At 59.2% G+C, this 19,498-nt stretch carries 18 protein-coding genes; 13 read left to right on the plus strand and 5 right to left on the minus strand.

Features of this window, described 5'->3' with window-relative positions; translation table 11 throughout:
* Positions 1 to 188: 188 nt before the first annotated feature.
* The 3 genes from HMPREF2884_RS02800 (at position 189) to HMPREF2884_RS02810 (ending at position 3,376) form a co-directional block, all read left to right on the plus strand.
* Positions 189 to 653: a DUF4870 domain-containing protein gene (locus HMPREF2884_RS02800; protein ID WP_070615428.1), complete on the plus strand. Its 465-nt coding sequence runs from the start codon at positions 189 to 191 to the stop codon at positions 651 to 653.
* A 235-nt stretch (positions 654 to 888) separates the two neighbouring features.
* Positions 889 to 2,181, plus strand: a complete 1,293-nt coding sequence (locus HMPREF2884_RS02805; protein WP_049338292.1) for an adenylosuccinate synthase — start codon at positions 889 to 891, stop codon at positions 2,179 to 2,181.
* A 169-nt stretch (positions 2,182 to 2,350) separates the two neighbouring features.
* Positions 2,351 to 3,376: a magnesium and cobalt transport protein CorA gene (locus tag HMPREF2884_RS02810; RefSeq protein WP_070615431.1), complete on the plus strand. Its 1,026-nt coding sequence runs from the start codon at positions 2,351 to 2,353 to the stop codon at positions 3,374 to 3,376.
* 37 nt (positions 3,377 to 3,413) lie between these two features.
* Here the strand turns inward: HMPREF2884_RS02810 and HMPREF2884_RS02815 are convergent, their stop codons facing one another.
* The 3 genes from HMPREF2884_RS02815 to HMPREF2884_RS02825 form a co-directional block, all read right to left on the minus strand.
* Positions 3,414 to 4,097: an integrase gene (locus HMPREF2884_RS02815; RefSeq protein ID WP_070615434.1), complete on the minus strand. Its 684-nt coding sequence runs from the start codon at positions 4,095 to 4,097 to the stop codon at positions 3,414 to 3,416.
* Positions 4,098 to 4,360: 263 nt separating this feature from the next.
* The gene (locus HMPREF2884_RS02820) at positions 4,361 to 5,398 is read right to left on the minus strand and encodes a FecCD family ABC transporter permease (protein ID WP_083309143.1); all 1,038 of its coding nucleotides are present in this window, start codon (positions 5,396 to 5,398) and stop codon (positions 4,361 to 4,363) included.
* A gap of 25 nt (positions 5,399 to 5,423) precedes the next feature.
* Positions 5,424 to 6,695: a FecCD family ABC transporter permease gene (locus HMPREF2884_RS02825; protein WP_070593092.1), complete on the minus strand. Its 1,272-nt coding sequence runs from the start codon at positions 6,693 to 6,695 to the stop codon at positions 5,424 to 5,426.
* A gap of 123 nt (positions 6,696 to 6,818) precedes the next feature.
* Here HMPREF2884_RS02825 and HMPREF2884_RS02830 point away from each other — a divergent pair, with 123 nt between their 5' ends.
* The 3 genes from HMPREF2884_RS02830 to HMPREF2884_RS02840 all read left to right on the plus strand — a co-directional run bounded on the left by HMPREF2884_RS02830 (position 6,819) and on the right by HMPREF2884_RS02840 (position 9,994).
* Positions 6,819 to 7,841 (plus strand): ABC transporter substrate-binding protein, encoded by a 1,023-nt coding sequence (locus HMPREF2884_RS02830; RefSeq protein WP_065423905.1) that lies wholly within the window; start codon positions 6,819 to 6,821, stop codon positions 7,839 to 7,841.
* A 279-nt stretch (positions 7,842 to 8,120) separates the two neighbouring features.
* Positions 8,121 to 9,032, plus strand: a complete 912-nt coding sequence (locus tag HMPREF2884_RS02835; RefSeq protein ID WP_070615437.1) for a YwqG family protein — start codon at positions 8,121 to 8,123, stop codon at positions 9,030 to 9,032.
* Between the two features lie 41 nt (positions 9,033 to 9,073).
* Positions 9,074 to 9,994, plus strand: coding sequence for a YwqG family protein (locus tag HMPREF2884_RS02840; protein WP_070615440.1), 921 nt, complete (start codon positions 9,074 to 9,076; stop codon positions 9,992 to 9,994).
* Positions 9,995 to 10,085: 91 nt separating this feature from the next.
* On the opposite strand, the gene HMPREF2884_RS02845 is transcribed toward HMPREF2884_RS02840, so the two are convergent.
* Positions 10,086 to 11,690 (minus strand): ATP-binding protein, encoded by a 1,605-nt coding sequence (locus HMPREF2884_RS02845; protein WP_070615444.1) that lies wholly within the window; start codon positions 11,688 to 11,690, stop codon positions 10,086 to 10,088.
* A gap of 376 nt (positions 11,691 to 12,066) precedes the next feature.
* Here HMPREF2884_RS02845 and HMPREF2884_RS02850 point away from each other — a divergent pair, with 376 nt between their 5' ends.
* The 6 genes from HMPREF2884_RS02850 to HMPREF2884_RS02875 all read left to right on the plus strand — a co-directional run bounded on the left by HMPREF2884_RS02850 (position 12,067) and on the right by HMPREF2884_RS02875 (position 18,101).
* On the plus strand, positions 12,067 to 13,527 hold the full coding sequence (locus tag HMPREF2884_RS02850) for an O-acetylhomoserine aminocarboxypropyltransferase/cysteine synthase family protein (protein ID WP_005509182.1): 1,461 nt from the start codon (positions 12,067 to 12,069) through the stop codon (positions 13,525 to 13,527).
* Positions 13,527 to 14,033, plus strand: a complete 507-nt coding sequence (locus tag HMPREF2884_RS02855; protein ID WP_005509183.1) for a CoA-binding protein — start codon at positions 13,527 to 13,529, stop codon at positions 14,031 to 14,033. Before HMPREF2884_RS02850 ends, HMPREF2884_RS02855 begins: the two co-directional genes overlap by 1 nt.
* Positions 14,034 to 14,353: 320 nt before the next feature.
* The gene (locus HMPREF2884_RS02860; protein WP_070615447.1) at positions 14,354 to 15,352 is read left to right on the plus strand and encodes an Abi family protein; all 999 of its coding nucleotides are present in this window, start codon (positions 14,354 to 14,356) and stop codon (positions 15,350 to 15,352) included.
* 485 nt (positions 15,353 to 15,837) lie between these two features.
* A complete protein-coding gene (locus tag HMPREF2884_RS02865; protein ID WP_070615451.1) occupies positions 15,838 to 16,656 on the plus strand; it encodes a transporter substrate-binding domain-containing protein in 819 nt (272 codons plus the stop codon).
* Positions 16,657 to 16,684: 28 nt separating this feature from the next.
* Complete coding sequence (locus tag HMPREF2884_RS02870; protein WP_049346553.1) at positions 16,685 to 17,359, plus strand: amino acid ABC transporter permease; 675 nt, start codon at positions 16,685 to 16,687, stop codon at positions 17,357 to 17,359.
* On the plus strand, positions 17,352 to 18,101 hold the full coding sequence (locus tag HMPREF2884_RS02875) for an amino acid ABC transporter ATP-binding protein (RefSeq protein WP_005507268.1): 750 nt from the start codon (positions 17,352 to 17,354) through the stop codon (positions 18,099 to 18,101). Before HMPREF2884_RS02870 ends, HMPREF2884_RS02875 begins: the two co-directional genes overlap by 8 nt.
* Before the next feature lie 100 nt (positions 18,102 to 18,201).
* Here HMPREF2884_RS02875 and HMPREF2884_RS02880 read toward each other — a convergent pair whose 3' ends face one another.
* Positions 18,202 to 18,993: a trimeric intracellular cation channel family protein gene (locus tag HMPREF2884_RS02880; RefSeq protein ID WP_070615454.1), complete on the minus strand. Its 792-nt coding sequence runs from the start codon at positions 18,991 to 18,993 to the stop codon at positions 18,202 to 18,204.
* A 268-nt stretch (positions 18,994 to 19,261) separates the two neighbouring features.
* Between HMPREF2884_RS02880 and HMPREF2884_RS09230 the strand changes: the two genes are divergently transcribed.
* Positions 19,262 to 19,435, plus strand: coding sequence for a hypothetical protein (locus HMPREF2884_RS09230; protein WP_005509188.1), 174 nt, complete (start codon positions 19,262 to 19,264; stop codon positions 19,433 to 19,435).
* The last annotated feature ends 63 nt before the right edge of the window (positions 19,436 to 19,498 follow it).

Below are 19,498 nucleotides of genomic sequence, written 5' to 3' on the forward strand. Positions count from 1 at the left end.
CCTCCAACCACACTCAACTCTGAAGAGCCGTTAATATTCCATTTACTTTGCCTTGATAGGGTGAAACCATCACGAGCGTTGCGACTAAGCAGAGCGAGGCGGGCACCCTCCGAGAACGGCGAGTTAGCCTGCCGCCGCACCTCAACGATTAGCTGTATCCACTCATCGATAGATTAAGGAAAAGAACGATGTCCCAGAACCCTGAACAGTACAACCAGTACTCCCAGCAGGCACCCTCCTACTCGCAGGCGCCGGGTCAGCCGTCCAACGGTTACGTAGTCTCCTCCAAGGACGACCAGAACATGGCGATGCTCGCGCACCTGGCTTCTGCAATTCTGTCTCTGCTGTCCTTCGCATCCGCAAGTATTCTCGCGCCGCTGGTGATGTGGTTCATCTACAAGGACAAGCCCGGCTACGGCTTCACTAAGGAATCGGCACGCCGCGCGTTCAACTTCAACTTCTCCCTGTGGGTCATCAGCATGGCTTCCTGGCTGCTGATTATTCTGACCTTCGGCATCCTGGGCATCATCCTGTGGGTTGTCCCGCTGGTTGTGGCTATCCTGATGGTTATCTTCCACAGCCTGGCTGCTCTGGCCGCAAACCGCGGTGAGCAGTACACCTACCCGATGACCTTCATCGAGATCATCAAGTAGTCTTCATAAGCTCATACCGGTAGCGCCCCCGTCCGAATATCGGATGGGGGCGCTACTGTGCCCGGTGAGGCTCACCGGCACCGGATCCGGAACGCCTACCGCCCCGTAACACGGGACTTAAAGGGACGGGCACGGTATCATTAGAAGAGGTGTGCCTACCCGGATCATGAGGCGGTAGGTCGCCGCCGCGCCGTGAAATCCGGTGCGTATCTTCAAGGCTTTCAAGGAGCACAAAATGTCAGCTGTCGTGATTGTGGGCGCCCAGTGGGGCGATGAGGGTAAGGGTAAGGCAACCGACCTGCTCGGCCCCCGCGTAGACTACGTGGTCAAGCCCAACGGCGGTAACAACGCCGGTCACACCGTGGTGGTGAACGGCCAGAAGTTTGAGCTGAAGCTGCTGCCCGCGGGTATTCTGAGTGATAACGCCGTCCCCGTGATTGGTAACGGCGTGGTTGTTAACCCCGAGGCTCTTTTCGCTGAGATTGACGGCCTTGAGGCCCGCGGCGCTGACACCTCCCGCCTGAAGATTTCCGCTAACGCACACCTGGTCGCACCCTACCACCAGACCATGGACAAGGTGACCGAGCGTTTCCTCGGCAAGCGCGCTATCGGCACCACCGGCCGCGGTATCGGCCCCGCCTACATGGATAAGGTTGGCCGCCTCGGCGTGCGTGTTCAGGACATCCTGGACGAGTCGATCCTGCGTCAGAAGGTTGAAGGCGCACTGCGCCAGAAGAACGAACTGCTGGTGAAGGTCTACAACCGCCGCCACGTTGAGGTTGACGAGATCGTCGAGTACTTCATGTCTTACGCCGAGCGTCTGAAGCCGATGATTGTGGACACCACCCAGCTGCTGAACAAGGCACTGGACGAGGGTAAGACCCTGCTGATGGAGGGCGGCCAGGCAACCTTCCTGGACGTTGACCACGGCACCTACCCGTTCGTGACCTCCTCCAACCCGACCTCCGGCGGCGCGTGCGTCGGTTCGGGGGTGGGCCCGACCCGCATCTCCCGTGTGATTGGTATTCAGAAGGCGTACACTACTCGCGTGGGTGCTGGCCCCTTCCCGACTGAGCTGTTCGATGAGATGGGCGAGTTCCTGCGCACCACCGGCGGCGAGTTCGGCGTGAACACTGGCCGCCCGCGTCGTTGCGGCTGGTACGACGCCGTGCTGGCGCGTCAGGCTGTGCGCATCAATGGTTTCACCGACCTGTTCATCACCAAGCTGGACGTGCTGACCGGCCTGGATAAGATCCCGGTCTGCGTGGCTTACGACGTTGACGGTGTGCGCCACGACGAGATGCCGATGACTCAGACTGAGTTCCACCACGCTAAGCCGATTTTCGAGTACTACGACGGCTGGACCGAGAACATTTCGGATGCGAAGAGCCTGGATGAGCTGCCCGAGAACGCCCGCAAGTACGTGCTGAAGCTGGAAGAGATTTCCGGTTGCCGTATCTCCGCGATTGGTGTGGGCCCGGACCGCGACCAGACCATTGTGGTTCGCGACCTCATCAACGAAGACTAAGCGCAATAGCTCAATACGTGAAAGCCCCCGGAGGCTACCTTACAGGTGTCTTCCGGGGGCTTTCCCATGCCAGGTGCACACGCGGTGCACATGACCAGGCGGGGCGTGTGCCGTATGCTGGAAAGAGCGCCCACACACGTGGCGCCAAAGCGTTCAGAGGAGAAAAACGATGTCCTATATCACCGGAGCTATCTACCCGAGCTCGGACCGCCCTCAGCTGGGTGCCACCGAGGAAGAAACCCTCCGCGCCTACGCGGACGAGAACACCGCCGTAGCCCTCGGATACGCCAACCCCGACATCCACGAACTACACGCCCTGCAAAAAACCTTCAACCTGCACGAACTCGCCATCGAAGACGCCGGACGAGGCCACCAGCGCGCCAAACTAGAACGATACGGCGACTCCCTCTTCACCGTCATCCGCCCCGCCATCTACCTCGACAAAAAAGAAGAAGTGCGCCTCAGCGAACTGCACCTCTTCACCGGCCCCCGCTACACCCTCGCACTCGTTCGCGACGAACAGCGCATCAACGACAAGTTCAACCTGCTCTACGCCACCCCCGATGCATCCCCCGCCCGACTGCTGCACCGCATCCTCGACAGCACCGTCGACAGGTACGCCCCCGTGCTCGAGGGACTCGAGAACGACAACGACGAGATTGAAGACATCCTGTTCTCCGCGCACGACCGCCAAGACGCCAACTCCCTGGCGCAGCGCATATACGAGCTACTCAACCAGGTGATTGACTTTCAGCGAGCCTGCCGACCCCTCGAACCGATGATGGGTCGCATCATTGAAGGCCTACGCACCGGCGCGCTCGACCCGTCCCCCTACCCGGGCGCGAGCCAGGGCGAGGTTGAAGACGAGGCCGTGGAACTTGCCCGCCAGTTCCGTAATGTGCTCGACCACGTGGTGCACACGAAGGAACGCCTTGAGGATCTTCGTAGCTCCCTCGAAAACGCCCTGCGCGTGCACGACACCCTGCTCGGTCAGCAACAGAACGACGACACCAAGAAAATTTCCGCCTATGCGGCGCTACTCATGGTGCCCACCATTGTTGGCTCGGTGTACGGCATGAACTTTGAGGTCATGCCCGAGCTCAAGTGGGAGTTCGGCTACCCCGCCGCACTGCTACTCATGGTGGGTTCCTGCCTGCTTCTCTACTGGTTCTTCAAGAAGAACAAATGGCTCTGATATGCGTGTATGCCGCATAAGGCATACACGATATACCTTATGCGGCGCGGTCGTACTGGGCACGCATCGCGCGGCGGCAATCACGACGCTCACGCTTGAACTTCTTACACACAGCCTCCGAATCAGCAAACATGTAGAAGTCCTCCGGCTCAGCCGACAGGCCCAAAGTCGACAGCTCAACCAGCGACAGCATCGCGTAGAACATCTCGCGGCGCAGCTCAAAATTGCAGGCACCCGGAGCGGACTCCACCGCAAACACGCCGCCGGTGCACTCCAGCGCACGCATTGCCCAGTGCTGAGTCCACAGGTCACCATTGACCGGGCTCACGCCCAGGCGAGTCAACGCCAGGCCGGTACCCTGCACACGCTCAAAGCGCAGGCACATCTCCAAGTCCTTTTCCAGGGGGAACACGAACAGCAGAGCGTTCTGCGCCGCCGCACGCAGCTCAGCCAGGTTCGCCTCATAACCGGAAGCACCCTGAGTCAGGTGACGCATCACGCGGCCCATCGTCGAAGACGCCGGCGCGGTGCGGAAGCACGAACCGTCAGCCACCAGCTGCTCCAGAACGCCGCGGAGCTCCTCCACGTTGAAACGCTCCATACGGACGATGGTGCCCGCCTGCATCAGCAGGTTGAACTCTGCATCACGGCACAGCTGCTCATCGGCGGTGCAGGAAATCTCTGCGTTTGCGTACTGGCTCTCGTGAGTGGTGTTTTCCATGACCGTTCCTTCCGTAGATGCTGAATCAACCTAGCGGCAACACCGCAGGAGACGGCGTGCCCGGTCGGAAGGATCGTCCCTTCCAACACCTACACTCTATGAGCGACCCCTGACACGATAAGCAGTTTTTAATCTACCCCGGGGTAAAACTGGGAAAATTCTGAAAAATTCTGAAACCACCCGTGAAACCCCGTGAAACAGAGAAAACCGGGTGCCCCCACAGTCGGGAGCACCCGGTCACTCATACGGAATAGACGGCGCAACTAGCGCTGACGGTACAGCAACCACAGCATATACATGCCACCCAACGCGCCCGTCACCAGGCCCACCGGAATCTGGAACGGCGCCAACGCACGAGCCGACACAAAATCAGCCAGCACCAAAATCACCGAACCCAGCAACGCCGAATGCCACATCGCCGTACCCGGAGTGTTCCACAGGCGGCGCGCAATCTGCGGGGCAACCAGCGCCAAGAAACCAATCGGGCCCGCAACAGAAATCGCCACAGCCACCAGCAACACGGCGGCTGCGACCAGCAGGTTCACGGTCTTCTTCACAGGCAGACCCAAACCCGCCGCCAAATCGTCGCCGAGCTCCAAGGTGCGCAAGCGGCGCGTCAGCATCAGCACCAGCGGAATAGCCACCAGCAACAGCACCGCCTGCACCGACATCTGATTCCACGAGATGGCATTCAGCGAACCGTGCTGCCAGGTCTTCGCCGCCTCCGCCTTCTCCAAATCACCGCGCGTAATCAGGTAATCATTCACGGAACTGAGCATCGCACTCACCGCAATACCAATCAGCACCATCTTCTGACCCATCGTCGCGCCACCGCGCGCACCCGCCAGAAGCATCACCACAGCCGCCGTCGCAAAACCGCCAATAATAGCGCCCATGCCCATACCCACGCCGGTAGAACTCAACGACCCAATCAGCACCACAGACAGGGCACCGGTCGCCGAACCCACCGTGAAGCCGATAATATCCGGCGAGCCCAGAGCATTACGGGAAACCGACTGAAAAATAGCGCCCGACAAGCCCAAAGCCGCACCTACCACCACGGCGGCAAGCATACGCGGCAGGCGCTGATTCAACACCAGCTGGCGCTCAATCTCCGTGCCCTCACCCTGAAAAATTAGGCGAAACACCTGATCAGGGCTCATCTGATAACTACCAAACACCAGGGAGGCGACCGCCGCCACCATAAGCACCGCCACCACCAGCAGGGTACGCGGAATAGGGGTGCGGTAACGCCCCGGGATACGCACAGACCCGGCTACAGAACGAGACACAACGCTCACAATAAAACCTCTCAGAAACCGGGACCTACGAACCAAACGCGCCAGATGAACCAGACGAACCACGCGCAACAGGGCGCTGAGCACGATGCGGACCGTGCTCCGACACATGAGCTGGACCCGATTCATCGTGCGCCTGCGCCTTCGCACCCATGCGGCCCTTCTTCGCACCGCGCGCACCCGTACTCAATCGCAGCACCAGAACCATTAGCACCGGGGCACCAATAAAGGCGGTCACAATACCCACCTCAAGCTCACTCGGCATCACCAGAACGCGACCCAAAATATCGGAGGCAAGTACCAACACCGGGCCGTACACCAGCGACAGCGGCAGCACACGCGCAATATCGGAACCCACCAGCAGACGCACCACATGCGGCACGACCAGGCCCACAAAACCAATCGGGCCCGCAACCGCAGTCGCCGCACCACACAGTGCCATGATCGCAATAATCGTCGCGCCACGCACCATTGTCACCGGCACACCCAGGCCGGCTGCCGCATCCTCTCCAAGTGCCAGGGCACGCAGAGGACCAATCAGCATGAACGACAGCACCAAACCCAACGCCACAAAGGGCAGCGCAGACAGCACCTGCTCAAAGGTGCGGTTCTCCAGCGAACCCACCACCCAGAAACGGTGCGAATCAAAAGCCTTCGAATTAAACATCGTGATAATGCCGGTAATCGTGCCCAGGCAGGCATTCACCGCCACACCCGTCAGCACCAGACGCGCCGTCGAATCCAGGTTCGGTTTAGAATCCACCAGGCCCATGACGAACACCAGCGCCGCCGCCAGACCCGAACCGGCCAGCGCCAGCCAGAGCTGAACGAACGGGGACGACACCCCAAAAACGCCCACACCGACCACCACGGAGGCGGCAGCACCCGAGTTCACACCCAGCAGACCCGGCTCAGCCAGCGGGTTACGGCTCAACGCCTGCATGAGCACACCCGACACCGCCAACGCGGCACCCACCAGCAACGCCGCGGCGGTACGCGGGGCACGCTTCGCCCAAATCAGCTTCGACTCGATGGTGTTCGCCTCCGGGTGGAGGAAACCGTCAATGGAGCGGTCCAGGGTGAACAGGCGCGAACCCACCGTAAACGACAGGGCGCAAAGCAGCACTAGCAGAACGCCGCCAATAATGAGCGCAACCGCCAGACGCGAGATAGACTTGCCACCCTGACCGCCAGAGGAGGCGCCAGATACGGCGTCCGAAGAAGCGGAGAGGGCACGAATTTTCGCCAGGGAAGCAGCGCTAACGGCGGGTCCGGAAGAGGGGGAGGTCTGTGGTGTCATAGGCTTTGGAGGTGGTGGGGGAGCGGTGTGCTCCCGTGCGGACGGAGGATGCTTAACGTATCAATAGATGAGTATTAAGTATCGCATATGCATATATGAGGTTATCCTAATAATATGGCAAATATGACGAACAAGATCACCCGCCGCTCCTTCGGTGCACTCGCACTCGGTTCCTTCGGTGCCCTCGCCCTGGCAGCTTGCGGTTCCTCCAACACTTCCGGCTCTTCCTCCTCCGCGTCTGCTTCTGCGACCGGTAAGAAGGTTGCACCCTCCGCCCTGCCCTCCGGCATGGGCACCACCACCGTTGACGGCGAATTCCCCCGCACCGTCAAGCACTTCCGCGGTGAAACCACCATCAAATCCGCACCCTCCAAGGTCGTGATTCTCTCCACCGGTCAGCTCGACGGCGTGCTTTCCCTGGGCATCGTGCCCGTCGGCGCGGCAACTGCCGGTGACGCCGACCTGGTCCCCGCCTACCTGAAGACCAAGTTCTCCGATAAGTCCGCAGAGCTCGACAAGATTGCCAAGGTCGGTAAGCGCACCGACCCGGACGTTGAGGCCATCGCAAACCTCAAGCCCGACCTGATCCTCATCAACAACACCAACAAGAAGGACGAGCTGTACGAGTCCCTCGCCAAGATCGCGCCGACCGTGGTCACCGAGGGCACCGGCGTCAACTGGAAGCAGGACTTCCTGCTGATTGCCGCCGCGCTGGGCACCACCGAGAAGGCTGAGAAGCTCATGGAGGAGTACAACACCAAGGCGAAGTCGGTCGGTCAGAAGACCGGCAGCGAGAAGACTTTCTCCTTCCTGTACGCTTCCGCTGACCGCACCCGCATCTTCGCGAAGTCCTCGTTTGTGGGCTCCATCTGCGCGGATGCGTCCCTGGCACGTCCCGCAGCTGCGCAGGTTGAGAAGACCTCCATCGACCTGAGCTCCGAGCAGCTTGACCAGGCTGATGGCGACTACCTGTTCTACGGTGTGCAGGGCGGCGACGAGTCCAAGCTGACCGGTGAGGCACTGTGGAGCACCCTCAAGGCTGTTACCGAGAAGCACGCGCACAGCGTGGATGCTGACATGTTCTTCCTGAACGCTGGCCCGGCTGCCGCGCTTGGTGTTCTGGAGACCATCGAGAAGGCGCTCTAAAGGTTCTAGCCTCTCGTAGAGATTCGTAGAGATTCGCCGGGAAGCCCCGCGTTCTTACCTCTCATGCCTGCGCATGAGGGTGAGGAGGCGGGGCTTTCTGCACGCTTGGCACCTGCTTTCGCACCTGATTGTCGCCGCCGGATGCACTCGTGACCGGAATTGGTGCGCGCCCGCCGGAAATAGGGTCTAATGGGGGTAGAAGGCGCCGCGGTACCGTTGCCTCACGCCTTCACACGGAACATTTCACACCGATTAATTCACCGACGAAACGAGTACATCATGCCGATGAATAACCCCTCCGAAGAGACCCTGGCGCAGGCACGCAGCGTCATTGACGCGCTCAACGAGCGTGGCGCGCGTAAGCAGGCGATTCGACTGAAGGTAAGCAGCCCGGACGCGCCGCTGCCGCAGACCGCCTCCAAGTTTGGTGGCCGCCCGTACTTGCCCGCTGGCGAGTCTGCGCCGACCAATGAGAAGGGCGAACCGCTGGGCATGATCGCGCAGATTAACTGCGCCGACCTGCCCGAAAACGATATTTACCCGGCGACCGGCATGCTGCAGTTCTGGATCGACCCGAACGACGAAGAATGCATGTGGGGGTACGACTACGAGAACCCGCTTTCGCAGAAGAATCACCGTGTTGTCTACTACGAGACGCTGGATGAACCGAACCCGGATGTGCAGTTCCCGGTTCCATTCCCGATCATCGACTGGGGTGATTACGGCTGGCCTTTGGGACTTGAGGGCATGGATGTTTCTGAGGCAACCACCGAGTACGCACTTGCCTTCGAGACCTGGGAGCAGGGCTTCCTGGATGGCGGCTTCGAAATCTACGACCAGTTCGCTGACACCTGGGATGAAATGTACCCGGATCAGAAGCTGCCCGAGGAACCGAACGCACGCGGTGACGCCTCCTACAATCTGCTGGAGCCCTTCGAATCGGAGGAGAGGGATTACTCGCATATTGGCGGCTACCCCTCGTTCGTGCAGGAGGACCCGCGTGACGAGTTCGAGGAGTTGAGCGGCCACACCGTGAACCTGCTGACTATCGAATCGGAGTGGGGTGAGGACGCTGAGGAGGGCGTGTACGTGATGTGGGGTGACGCTGGTGCGGCGAACTGGCTGATTACCCCGGAGGCGCTTGCCGCCCGCGATTTCTCGCAGGTCGTCTTTGAGTGGGCTTGCGGCTAAAGACTGCGCTACTTTCACATCATCAATGAGGAGATTCTAAGATGCTCGACAACAAACCGTTCAAGGACATTGAAAAGCAGGTGAAGCACGTTATCGACCTGCTCAACCAGGAGGGAGCTCGCAAGAAGGCTATCGCTCTGAAGCCCTTCGTACCCGATGAGCCGCTGCCGCAGACCGCATCCAAGTTTGGCGGCCGCCCGTACCTGCCCGCCGGCGAGTCCGCACCGACCAATGAGGCGGGCGAACCGCTGGGCATGATTGCGCAGATTAACTGCGCTGACCTGCCCGAGAATGACATTTACCCGGCAACCGGTATGTTGCAGTTCTGGATTAACCCCAACGACGAAGAGTGCATGTGGGGTTACGACTACGAGAACCCGCTCTCGCAGAAGAACCACCGCATTGTGTACTACGAGACGCTGGGTGAGCCGAACCCGGATGCACCGTTCCCGAACGTGGATTGGGACGAGGGCGGCTGGCCCATCGGCGGTTTCGACTGTGAGAGCGGCCCGCTCGAGATTGAGTACGGCATGACCTTTGAGGTGCGCGAGCAGGGTGTAACCGCCTCCGGCTACGACTACTACGACGTTTTTGGCGCGAAGTGGGATGAAACCTACCCGGAGGAGAAGCTACCCGAGGCGCACGAGAACCCGTACAGGAACCAGCCGCGCCGCGAGGCCATCTACGAGCTGACGGAGCCTTTCGAATCGGATGAAGAGTACTCCCACATGGGCGGATACCCGTACTTCGTGCAGAACGACCCGCGCGATGAGTTTAAGGAGCTGCGCGGCCACACGGTGAATCTGCTGACTATCGTCTCTGAGTCGGAGAATGAGGAGAACGAAGACGAGGAGATTGAAATCATGTGGGGTGACGCCGGTTCTGGAAACTGGCTGATTACTCCGGAGGCGCTTGCTGCCCGCGACTTCTCGCAGGTCGTCTTTGAATGGGCTTGCGGCTAAGAAGGTCTTAGCTGAATAGCCGCAGGGGAGGGAAATAGAGAATAACCGCTCTATTTCCCTCCCCTTTTGCGTGCCCGTACTACGGCGATGCTTAGGCAGCGCGATACTTACGGTTTTTGCTACGTGGCGGAGCTGTAGCGACAATCAGCTTTGCCTCCACAAGACGGCGCAGGTCATTCGTAATGGACGTACGTGAAGCGCCCCGACCCCAATGTTCCTGGATGTACGCGATGGAAGCCGCCTCGCCCTGCGCACGCAGGCCGCGCACAATACCGGCCTGGCGTTCGCTGAGGCCGTCAAGCGACGCGTCGGTGCCCGAAGGTTTGGTGGTGGTGCCGTCTGAATGTGTGCCCTTGGAGCGGGCAACTCGCTGGGGCTGATCTTCAGGTGCGGTCTTCTGCTCCTTGAAAGACACACCCTGCGGAGGCTGCATCAGAGTGACCTGCACGTAAAGCAAACGGTCAGCAAACTGGGGAGCGGGCAGGCCCGCCTCCTTCAATGCGCGCAGAACCGTGGGAATACCGGAAGCCCTATTCTCTGCAATCAAGCGCCCCGTCCCCGGGTCGGGTAGGTCAGTCAGAATGCTCGCCAAGTAGCTGTTGCGGGTTGAAGAAACACCGGGCTGACCAAAATCTCGGATAGTCACGGCACCGTAAATACCGCCCGGGCTACGCACCACCAAGCGGTTGGTGTAGAGCTCAACCTGCACCTGCGAGCCGCGCGCACCCGGCGAGTAATCGCGGTGCATGAGGGCGTTAACCAAGAGCTCACGGATAGCCTCCAGCGGATACTCGTAGCGCTCAACCCGCCCGATACCGCTGCTGTTGAGACCCTCCATCGTGGACGTTTTGCGCATATTGCGAACCAAAACGCCCATCGCTTCATCCAGCATGGAGGGGATAGGCCCGGTACAGCTGTGATTGTCTAGAAAACGTCGACCATCCTCGGTGACCTCACCCAGTTCTTCACCCGGAAGAACAACAACGCTCATCATCAGCTGCGGGAAGAACGCCTGCGGGTATGAGCCCATGGCGAGAAGCGCCCCAAGAGTGGGCACTTCTCGACCCTCAGAATCGATGCGGAGAATGCGCGCCTGCAGAAGAACCTCACGGTCAGAAAGCGCGGCAAAAACGCGAGGCTGTTCCTCGCGGAGGCGCGCGACGTAGGCGCTGACGAGGGTGGGGGAGAGGTCCTTGAAGCTTGCCTCGCTGACAAGTTCTTCGTCGTAGCGGGGCTGGCTGCGGTTCTCTAGGATGCGGTCAATCTCGTACTTGGTGAGGCGAATATCCGCCTCACCAACACGCTGGTAGGAGCCGTTGTACATGCCGTGTGCTTCGATGTAGTAGGGCTTCTGCGTCGGGTCGCCGGGGAGTACGTCGATGCGCACGATACGGTGCTGCTCGTCTGCCGCCTCAATTTGAATATCTACCGGGGGTCGAGGCGTGATCTTGGAACGGATTGCCTCAACGGATGCGTCGTGGACTGCCTGTGCGTTGAAACCTTCAACCGGTTGCAGACCTTCTGCCGGGTCGGTCAGGCCAAGAAGAATGGTGCCACCGTCGCCGTTAGCGAAGGCGCTAACGGTTTCAAGAACGGACTTGGGGAACCCGCCAGCTGCAGCTTTGACTTCTACTCGCCCGTTTTCAGCCTGGCTACGGCGTAGGTTTTCGATGAGTTCGGCGGTGTTTGTTTCCATGCATGCTCCCGATGGCTACTTCTTGGTGAACGTTATAGCAACGTCATAACAGCATCATAACAATTTCTGTTATGAAGTTGTTATCATCCTGCGATGATGTTGTTATGATGGGATATTTTCCTCGCGTCTTGAACCTTGAAAACCCCGAAATTACAGGCTAAAACCGGGTATTTTGCCGGCGCTGATTGAGCGTGCATCATAACAGCCGTCATAACAACTTCTGTTATGACAGCTGATATGATGCCCCGTCATAATCCGCAATAAACGACATATAGGTACCCGCACTTGGTGCACCCCGCCGCCGGTGGCACAGTATAAAGTCGAGCCACTATCGACTCCCCGCACACAGGCGGGCAGATACACCAGGAGCAAACCAATGGCTGAACACACTTTCGGCTTCCGCACCCGCGCACTACACGCGGGCGGCACCCCCGACGCTGAACACGGTGCCCGCGCGGTCCCCATCTACCAGACTTCCTCCTTCGTCTTCAAAGACGCTGACGACGCCGCGAACCTCTTCTCTCTGCAGAAGTACGGCAACATCTACTCGCGCCTGTCCAACCCGACCGTAGCCGCGCTGGAGGAGCGCATCGCCTCCCTCGAAGGCGGTATCGGTGCGGTAGCGACCGCCTCCGGCATGGCTGCCGAGTTCATCACCTTCGCGGCTCTGTGCCAGCAGGGCGACCACATTGTGGCTTCTTCGCAGCTGTACGGCGGCACCGTCACCCAGCTGGACGTGTCCCTGCGCCGCTTCGGCATTGAGACCACCTTCGTGCCCGGCACCGACCCCGCCGACTACAAAGCGGCACTGACCGAGAACACCAAGGCGATCTACACCGAGATTGTTGCGAACCCCTCTGGTGAGGTTGCCGACCTGGAAGGCCTCGCAGAGGTCGCCCACGAGGCGGGCATTCCCCTGGTCGTGGACGCAACCCTGTCCACCCCCTACCTGATCCGCCCCATCGAGCACGGCGCGGACATCGTCATTCACTCGGTCACCAAGTTCCTGGGCGGTCACGGCACCACCCTCGGCGGTATCGTCGTCGAGTCCGGTCGTTTCAACTGGGGTAACGGCAACTTCCCGTCCATGACCGAGCCGGTTCCCTCCTACAACGGCGTGTCCTGGTGGGGTAACTTCGGTGAGTTCGGTTTCCTGACTAAGCTGCGTTCTGAGCAGCTGCGTGACTTCGGTCCGTCGCTGAGCCCGCAGTCCGCGTTCAACCTGCTGCAGGGTGTTGAGACCCTGCCGCAGCGCATGGACGCGCACCTGGCGAACGCTAAGCAGGTTGTCGCCTGGCTGGTTGAGGATCAGCGTATCGCCTACGTGAACTACGCCGGTCTGGAAGACCACCCGCACCACGAGCGTGCGAAGAAGCTGCTGCCGCTGGGTGTCGGTTCCGTGTTCTCCTTCGGCGTGAAGGCGACCGAGAAGGCTTCCGGCCGCCTGGTCGGTGGCGAGTTCATCGGCGCCCTGCAGCTGGCAAGCCACCTGGCGAACATTGGTGACGCACGCACCCTCGTGCTGCACCCGGGTTCGACCACGCACCAGCAGTTGACCGCTGAGCAGCTGGCTGCTGGCGGTGTCGGTGAGGACCTGATCCGCATTTCCGTGGGTCTGGAAGACGTTGAAGATATCATTTGGGACCTGGATCAGGCGCTGACCTACGCGACCGGCCTGAACCACGCCGGTGAACGTGTGGGCGAGTCCAGCGCAGACAAGGTTGTGGAGGCTGAGGAGGCGGTTGCCGCCGCTAAGGCCGCCGAGGACGCTGCCGCCGCTGAGGCTGCTGCTGGCGCATCCTGCTCCCTGCCTACTACCACTCAGGAGGAGAAGTAATGACTGAGAAGCGTACCTGGGTGGGTCCTTCCGCCCCTGAGCGTCTGAACATTCTGCGTAATACCCGCACGATCGCGATTGTGGGTATGAGCGATAAGATTTCGCGTGCCTCGTACTTTGTGGCAACGTACCTGCAGTCGGCGTCGCCGTACAAGCTGTATTTTGTGAACCCGATTCTGGCGGCGAAGGGCAAGCTTGTGCTGGGTCAGCCGGTGTACCCGTCGCTGCAGGACCTGCCGGAGGTCCCGGATCTGGTGGAGATTTTCCGCCGTAACGAGGACCTGCCGGGCGTGGTTCAGGAGGCTGTGGATCTGGGCGCGAAGACCGTGTGGATGCAGTTGGGCTCCTGGAGTGAGGAGGCTGCCGCGATTGGTGAGGCTGCTGGCCTGAACGTGGTGATGGATAAGTGCGTGAAGATTGAGCATGCGCGTTTCCACGGTGGCCTGCACCTGGCTGGTTTCAATACGGGCGTGATTTCTTCGAAGCGTCAGGTGCTGTCGAAGTAAGCAGCCTGTGCTGTGTAAGCCGCTGCGGCTTGTAATTACAAAAAATCAGGCGCTCGTTAGCGTTTGAACGGAAGGGGGCGTACCCGGGGACCATCCCGGGTGCGCCCCTCCTTCTTTGATAGTGGTACAGTGACATAAGTAACCAGAAGGTAACAGGATAAAATGCCGAGTCTCCTTGAGGAGAGAGCGGCTCAGTGTTATTGTTGTAGTAACAGCCCCCCCTCCGCCTCTGGGTTTACCTAAGCGCATCTCGAGGGGGTCCTTTTTTACGTACTTGGTTCTACGGCGAACTAAAAGCAAGGAGCATCAAGACTGTGCGTATGGAAACGCAAGTATTTCTGCCTTCAATTAAGAAAAGGCTGGAATATATGGTGTCTAAAGGATATTTTTCTGAGGAACCTGTATTGGCTAGCGGCGACAGTGACATGTTGGAATATACAAATTTCCACTATTTGTTGGGGTACTGCCGTAATTACCATAAACTCAAGAAAGAAGGGGCTATACCAGGTAAGCCAGCCCTTTCAGAAGTCTTGGATATAGTCCGTATGGATACACAAGTTTCATCATTAATCTATAACTACTTAAGGCAGGCTGAGCAGGCGCTACGTACCGCATGGGTGCATGTTTTTTGTGATGAACGTAGCCCCTTCGAGTATCTCAATCCAGATGCTTATTACTCTACGAATCAGAACAAGACGGGGGAAACACTCACAAGGGATATGATGCGGCATATCCTGCGATACCGTGAACCCTATGTTCGTGAGCGGATTGAAAAATGGTGGAAATCTTGCTCTAGAGATCCCCACACACGGTTGGAACATTTGGAAGACTGGGGAGATATCGAAGAGCTTCGAAAAAAGATGCAGAGAGAACTCCCTCTATGGTCAGTTGTGGATTCGTTCTCTATGGGGGTTCTTTCTCGTGCAGTTAGTCAGAGCATCTTAGTCGCTGCAGAGGAATCTGTAGACATTGAAAAGATGATGCTCTATAAAAAGACTGCGGAATATATGGGGATAAACCATAAGCACTTTGAGGGCCGTCTTAAGTCTCTAACCACTCTGAGAAACCGGGTAGCTCATGGTTCTCGTCTCTGGATGATGCCAACGACTGACACCTCTGCGAAGCCAAAAATTTTTAAGAAGGACCTCCGCGAGGCGGACCGGAAGGGTATGCTGGTCAGCTTCGCTAACGTTGCTCTCCTGCAGGGAAACGCTCGTCGTCAGCGGGAAGCTTGGGACGCGATAAAGGCTCTAGTGGAGCAGAATCAAAGCTACTGCGTTGGCGTAGGTTCGCAGAAAATCTTCGAAAAACAGCGATAGTCCTGCAGCTACCTTGCATTATGATGCTGGCGTTCTCGTGGGACTAAGAGAGGGGCGTACCCGGGGTGATTCCCGGGTACGCCCCTCCTTCTATGCCCGGTGTAATGCCCGGTGTAGTGCCGGGTGTAGTGCCCGGCAGGGCATCCGGCGTGTTTGGGCGAGATTGAGGGCGCAGCATCGCCCCTAGTGGAGGGCAGTTCAGCTTTAAGGTAAACCTACCCTTATGTTCTGGGGTGCTGAGCCGGTATCCTAGTGTGGAGCCCGGCGGCCGGTACTCAGCACACACGCGTACCGACCGCCGGGTTTTCCTCTCTTGCAGATTGTGACGGAATATTACGTTGAATTCTTTCCCACCGGGAATAGCTGTACGATAGCCAGCGTTGTACCCGCAGAGTAAGGGGCACACCGCACGATGCCCCCGGGTTACCGCAGGGTGACAACCCGCAACTACAAGAGCATCAACCACCACACGAAAGAAGAACACTATGTCCGCAATGATTAACCGCCGCACCGTCCTCGCAGGCTCCGCATTCACCGGCCTGGCTGCACTGCTCGCAGCGTGCGGTTCGTCCAGCAGCAGCACCGCATCCAGCACCAACAAGCTGGAGGCTATCAAGTCTGCCGGCAAGATCCGTGTGGGCTTGGAGGGCACCTACCGCCCCTTCTCCTTCCACGACTCGAACGGCACCCTGGTCGGTTTCGAGAAAGAAATCATCGACCTGGTCGCTAAGGACCTGGGCGTGACTGCAGAGTTCACCGAAACCCCCTGGGATTCCCTGATCGCCGGTGTGGACGCTGACCGCTACGACATCGTCATCAACAACGTTTCCGCAACCGACGAGCGCAAGCAGAAGTACGACTTCTCCGTACCCTACCTGTACTCCGAGCCGAAGGTTGCCGTGAAGAAGGACTCCTCCCTGCAGAACGTGAGCGAGATTTCCGGCCACTCCTCGGCGCAGTCCGAAACCTCGAACTTCCGCAAGATGGTGGAGGCGAAGGGTGCCTCGATCGTGGTTGTTTCCGGTTTCGATGAGGCTATCGAGCAGGTCCTCTCGGGCCGTGCAGAGATGACCGCGAACGACTCCGTGTCCTTCGCTGAGTACTTCAAGGAGCACCCGGACGCCAACCTGCGCCTGCTCTCCGGTGACCTGGGCACCGGTAGCAACTCCTCCATCCTGCTGCCTAAGGGCCAGGACGCCCTGCGTAACGCTATCGACGAGTCGCTGAAGAAGCACCTGCAGAACGGTGACATCAAGGCGATTTACGAGAAGTACGTGGGCGAAGACCTCTCCCCGAAGAACTAACACTCTCATAAGGAGCTGAGTTCCGCGCATGGAACGCTACCTCAACCTCTGGGCAGAATCACTGCCGCAGCTGCTGACCTCGACGGTGGCAGTGACCATTCCGCTATCGCTCATCTCCTTCGCGCTGGCGCTGCTGGTGGGCATCATCTCCGCCGGCGCGCGCACGAGCCGCTTTGCACCGGTGAACTGGCTGGCCTGGCTGTATATCTGGGTCTTCCGCGGCACCCCGCTGCTGGTTCAGCTGTTCATCGTCTTCTACGGCCTGCCGAAGGTCGGTATCGCTCTGGATGTGTGGAGTGCCGCAATCATCACGATGAGCCTGCACACCGGCGCGTACGTGGCGGAGACGTTCCGCTCCGCGGTGGCGGCCATTCCGCGCGGCCAGTTTGAGGCGGCGGCAACCCTGAACTTCACCCGCATGCAGACCCTGCGCCACGTGGTCATTCCGCAGGCGGTGCGCATCGCGCTGCCGAACCTGGGTAACAACTTCATCGACCTGATTAAGGGCACCTCGCTGGTGTCGGTTATTTCAATGGTTGACCTGTTCCAGACCGGTAAGCAGATTGCTTCACGCACCTTCGAGCCGCTGGCAATGTACTCCGAGGTCGCCATCATTTACCTGGTGATTTTCACTCTGCTGACCGCCGCGCAGTCTGCGCTGGAGAAGTACAGCAACCGTTACGTAAGGAGCAACAATGCTTAGCGTTGATTCCCTGTCGAAGAGCTTCGGCGATACGCAGGTGCTCAAGAACATCAGCCTGGACATCCCCGACGGCGAGACCACGGTTATTCTGGGCCCGTCCGGTAGCGGTAAGTCCACTCTGCTGCGCTGCCTGAACCTGCTGGAAACCCCGCAGTCCGGCACGCTCACCATTGACGACGCGCAGGTGGACTACAGTCAGAAGCTCACCGACGCGCAGGTGCGTGATATTCGTTCCCGTTCGGCGATGGTGTTCCAGCAGTTCAACCTGTTTCCGAACTACACGGCGTTGAAGAACGTGGCGCTCGCCCCGACCCTCAACGGCACCCTGAACGCTCAGCAAGCGCAGGAGCGTGCCCGCGAGCTGCTGGCGAAGGTGGGTCTTGCCGACAAGGTAGATTCCTACCCGGACGCTCTCTCTGGTGGTCAGCAGCAGCGTGTGGCGATTGCCCGCGCCTTGGCGTTGGAACCCTCCTACCTGCTCTTTGATGAGCCGACGAGTGCGCTGGATCCCGAGCTGGAGGCGGAGGTGATCCGCGTGCTCATGCAGCTGGCGAAGGAGGGCCGCTCCCTGGTCATCGTGACGCACAATATGGCGTTTGCGAAGAAGGTTGCGGATCGTATCGTGTTCCTGGAGAACGGTACCCTGCGTTATAACGGGGAGCCGACCGGTTTCTTTGCTTCGGATGATGAGCGTATCCGTAAGTTCTTGACGGTGTACGACAGCACCGAGTACACGATTTAGCCGTACTGCACATAGTAAATATGGGCTGGCTTCTGCCGGTCAGATAATCATCTGACGAGCGGAAACCATCCCATATTCTATATTCAGCATATATTGGTTTTTACTCTGAAAGACCCTTAGAGCGGCGGTACTCCTCCAGTTGCTCAGCATTAATCACCTCAAGCTGTTCAGTGAGCGGAGCACCAGGGGCCCAGCCCTCATTAGCAACGGCACGGTCCTCCTGCTTACCAAAAGTGAAGAGACGCGGGCGAGGCACACGCAGCTCAGCCGGGGTAGTCGGCAGCTGCCAATTCTTCATATGGGAGAGCACACCAAACACCAGACACAAGAAAATAGACAGTGCCATCGCAAGGTTCGGGCGGTGGAGCAGGCCCGTCACGAGGGCGGTCTCGGTGGCACCCACAAACGCGACTGTCGCATACAGGGAGTTACCGCCAAAAATCGCCGGAATGCGGTTGACCATAATGTCACGGATAACGCCGCCACCGACCGCGGTGGTCACACCCAGTGCAATAGCGGGCAGCCAGTGCAGGCCCAAGTTCAGGGACTTAATGGTGCCGGTTGCCGCCCACGCACCCATACCGATGAAGTCAATGATGAGCATGGTTCGGGTCGCCCAGCGGGCACTCAAGTCGATGCTGTACGCCAGAATCGAGGAGCCGATAGCACCCACCCAGTAGCCGCCGTCAGTGAGTGCCACGGGCAGTCCGGAGTTCAGTAGGATGTCACGGATCATACCGCCGCCCATGCCGCAGGCGACCGCGAGCAGCAGGAAGCCCACAATGTCGAATCGGAAGGCGCGCGCCACAGCACCGCCGAGCAGGCCGTTAGCGACAACGGCGGCAATGTCGACGATGCGGAATACCTGATCTGGGTCAAAGAGCTCGTGCATGGGCGTTCTCCTGCGTACGTGATGCGTGTGCCGGTAGGGGAAGTGTGCGCAACGGGGGGGGGAGGTCGGGTGACGACGTTATCACCGCATCCGGCTCTGTTTGCCTGTGCGCGTACCTGAATTGGCACCGATTTATTGTAGACCCGCCGCCGCCTCTGCTCCTAGTTGAAAGGTGCTCATGACGAGCTCTGAGACGTAACGGAGAAGCTTGTGGGCGCGCTAAAAGATGGGCGTAGAATGAGTGAATCTCCACCCCCAATGCTCTGTCATGATTGTTTTTGCGCTGGGTTCTTTCCAGTACGGTAGCGGCATCATTTCTTCGCTACTGTTGGCGTTGAGCCCCCTGAATGCGGTGGAGTCCATGGCGGTCATGATGTTTGCCGGTGCGGCGCTGTCGGCGCTCATGGTGTGGCTACCCTCCCGTAAGCTGAGCGCTCGCTAAGCTGGAGCTAGACGAATACTAGAGGCATGTGGCCCGGTCGTTTGATAGACCGGGCCACATCGC

The organism is Rothia sp. HMSC073B08 (assembly GCF_001812975.1).
GTDB classification, from domain to species: domain Bacteria; phylum Actinomycetota; class Actinomycetes; order Actinomycetales; family Micrococcaceae; genus Rothia; species Rothia mucilaginosa.

Coding starts and splice junctions, on each gene's coding strand:
- HMPREF2884_RS02860 (WP_070615447.1), top strand. CDS start 14,354: ATGGAAACGCAAGTATTTCTGCCTTCAATTAAGAAAAGGCTGGAATAT.
- HMPREF2884_RS02805 (WP_049338292.1), top strand. CDS start 889: ATGTCAGCTGTCGTGATTGTGGGCGCCCAGTGGGGCGATGAGGGTAAG.
- HMPREF2884_RS09230 (WP_005509188.1), top strand. CDS start 19,262: ATGATTGTTTTTGCGCTGGGTTCTTTCCAGTACGGTAGCGGCATCATT.
- HMPREF2884_RS02840 (WP_070615440.1), top strand. CDS start 9,074: ATGCTCGACAACAAACCGTTCAAGGACATTGAAAAGCAGGTGAAGCAC.
- HMPREF2884_RS02830 (WP_065423905.1), top strand. CDS start 6,819: ATGACGAACAAGATCACCCGCCGCTCCTTCGGTGCACTCGCACTCGGT.
- HMPREF2884_RS02880 (WP_070615454.1), bottom strand. CDS start 18,993: ATGCACGAGCTCTTTGACCCAGATCAGGTATTCCGCATCGTCGACATT.
- HMPREF2884_RS02845 (WP_070615444.1), bottom strand. CDS start 11,690: ATGGAAACAAACACCGCCGAACTCATCGAAAACCTACGCCGTAGCCAG.
- HMPREF2884_RS02865 (WP_070615451.1), top strand. CDS start 15,838: ATGTCCGCAATGATTAACCGCCGCACCGTCCTCGCAGGCTCCGCATTC.
- HMPREF2884_RS02835 (WP_070615437.1), top strand. CDS start 8,121: ATGCCGATGAATAACCCCTCCGAAGAGACCCTGGCGCAGGCACGCAGC.
- HMPREF2884_RS02875 (WP_005507268.1), top strand. CDS start 17,352: ATGCTTAGCGTTGATTCCCTGTCGAAGAGCTTCGGCGATACGCAGGTG.
- HMPREF2884_RS02810 (WP_070615431.1), top strand. CDS start 2,351: ATGTCCTATATCACCGGAGCTATCTACCCGAGCTCGGACCGCCCTCAG.
- HMPREF2884_RS02855 (WP_005509183.1), top strand. CDS start 13,527: ATGACTGAGAAGCGTACCTGGGTGGGTCCTTCCGCCCCTGAGCGTCTG.
- HMPREF2884_RS02825 (WP_070593092.1), bottom strand. CDS start 6,695: ATGACACCACAGACCTCCCCCTCTTCCGGACCCGCCGTTAGCGCTGCT.
- HMPREF2884_RS02815 (WP_070615434.1), bottom strand. CDS start 4,097: ATGGAAAACACCACTCACGAGAGCCAGTACGCAAACGCAGAGATTTCC.
- HMPREF2884_RS02850 (WP_005509182.1), top strand. CDS start 12,067: ATGGCTGAACACACTTTCGGCTTCCGCACCCGCGCACTACACGCGGGC.
- HMPREF2884_RS02870 (WP_049346553.1), top strand. CDS start 16,685: ATGGAACGCTACCTCAACCTCTGGGCAGAATCACTGCCGCAGCTGCTG.
- HMPREF2884_RS02800 (WP_070615428.1), top strand. CDS start 189: ATGTCCCAGAACCCTGAACAGTACAACCAGTACTCCCAGCAGGCACCC.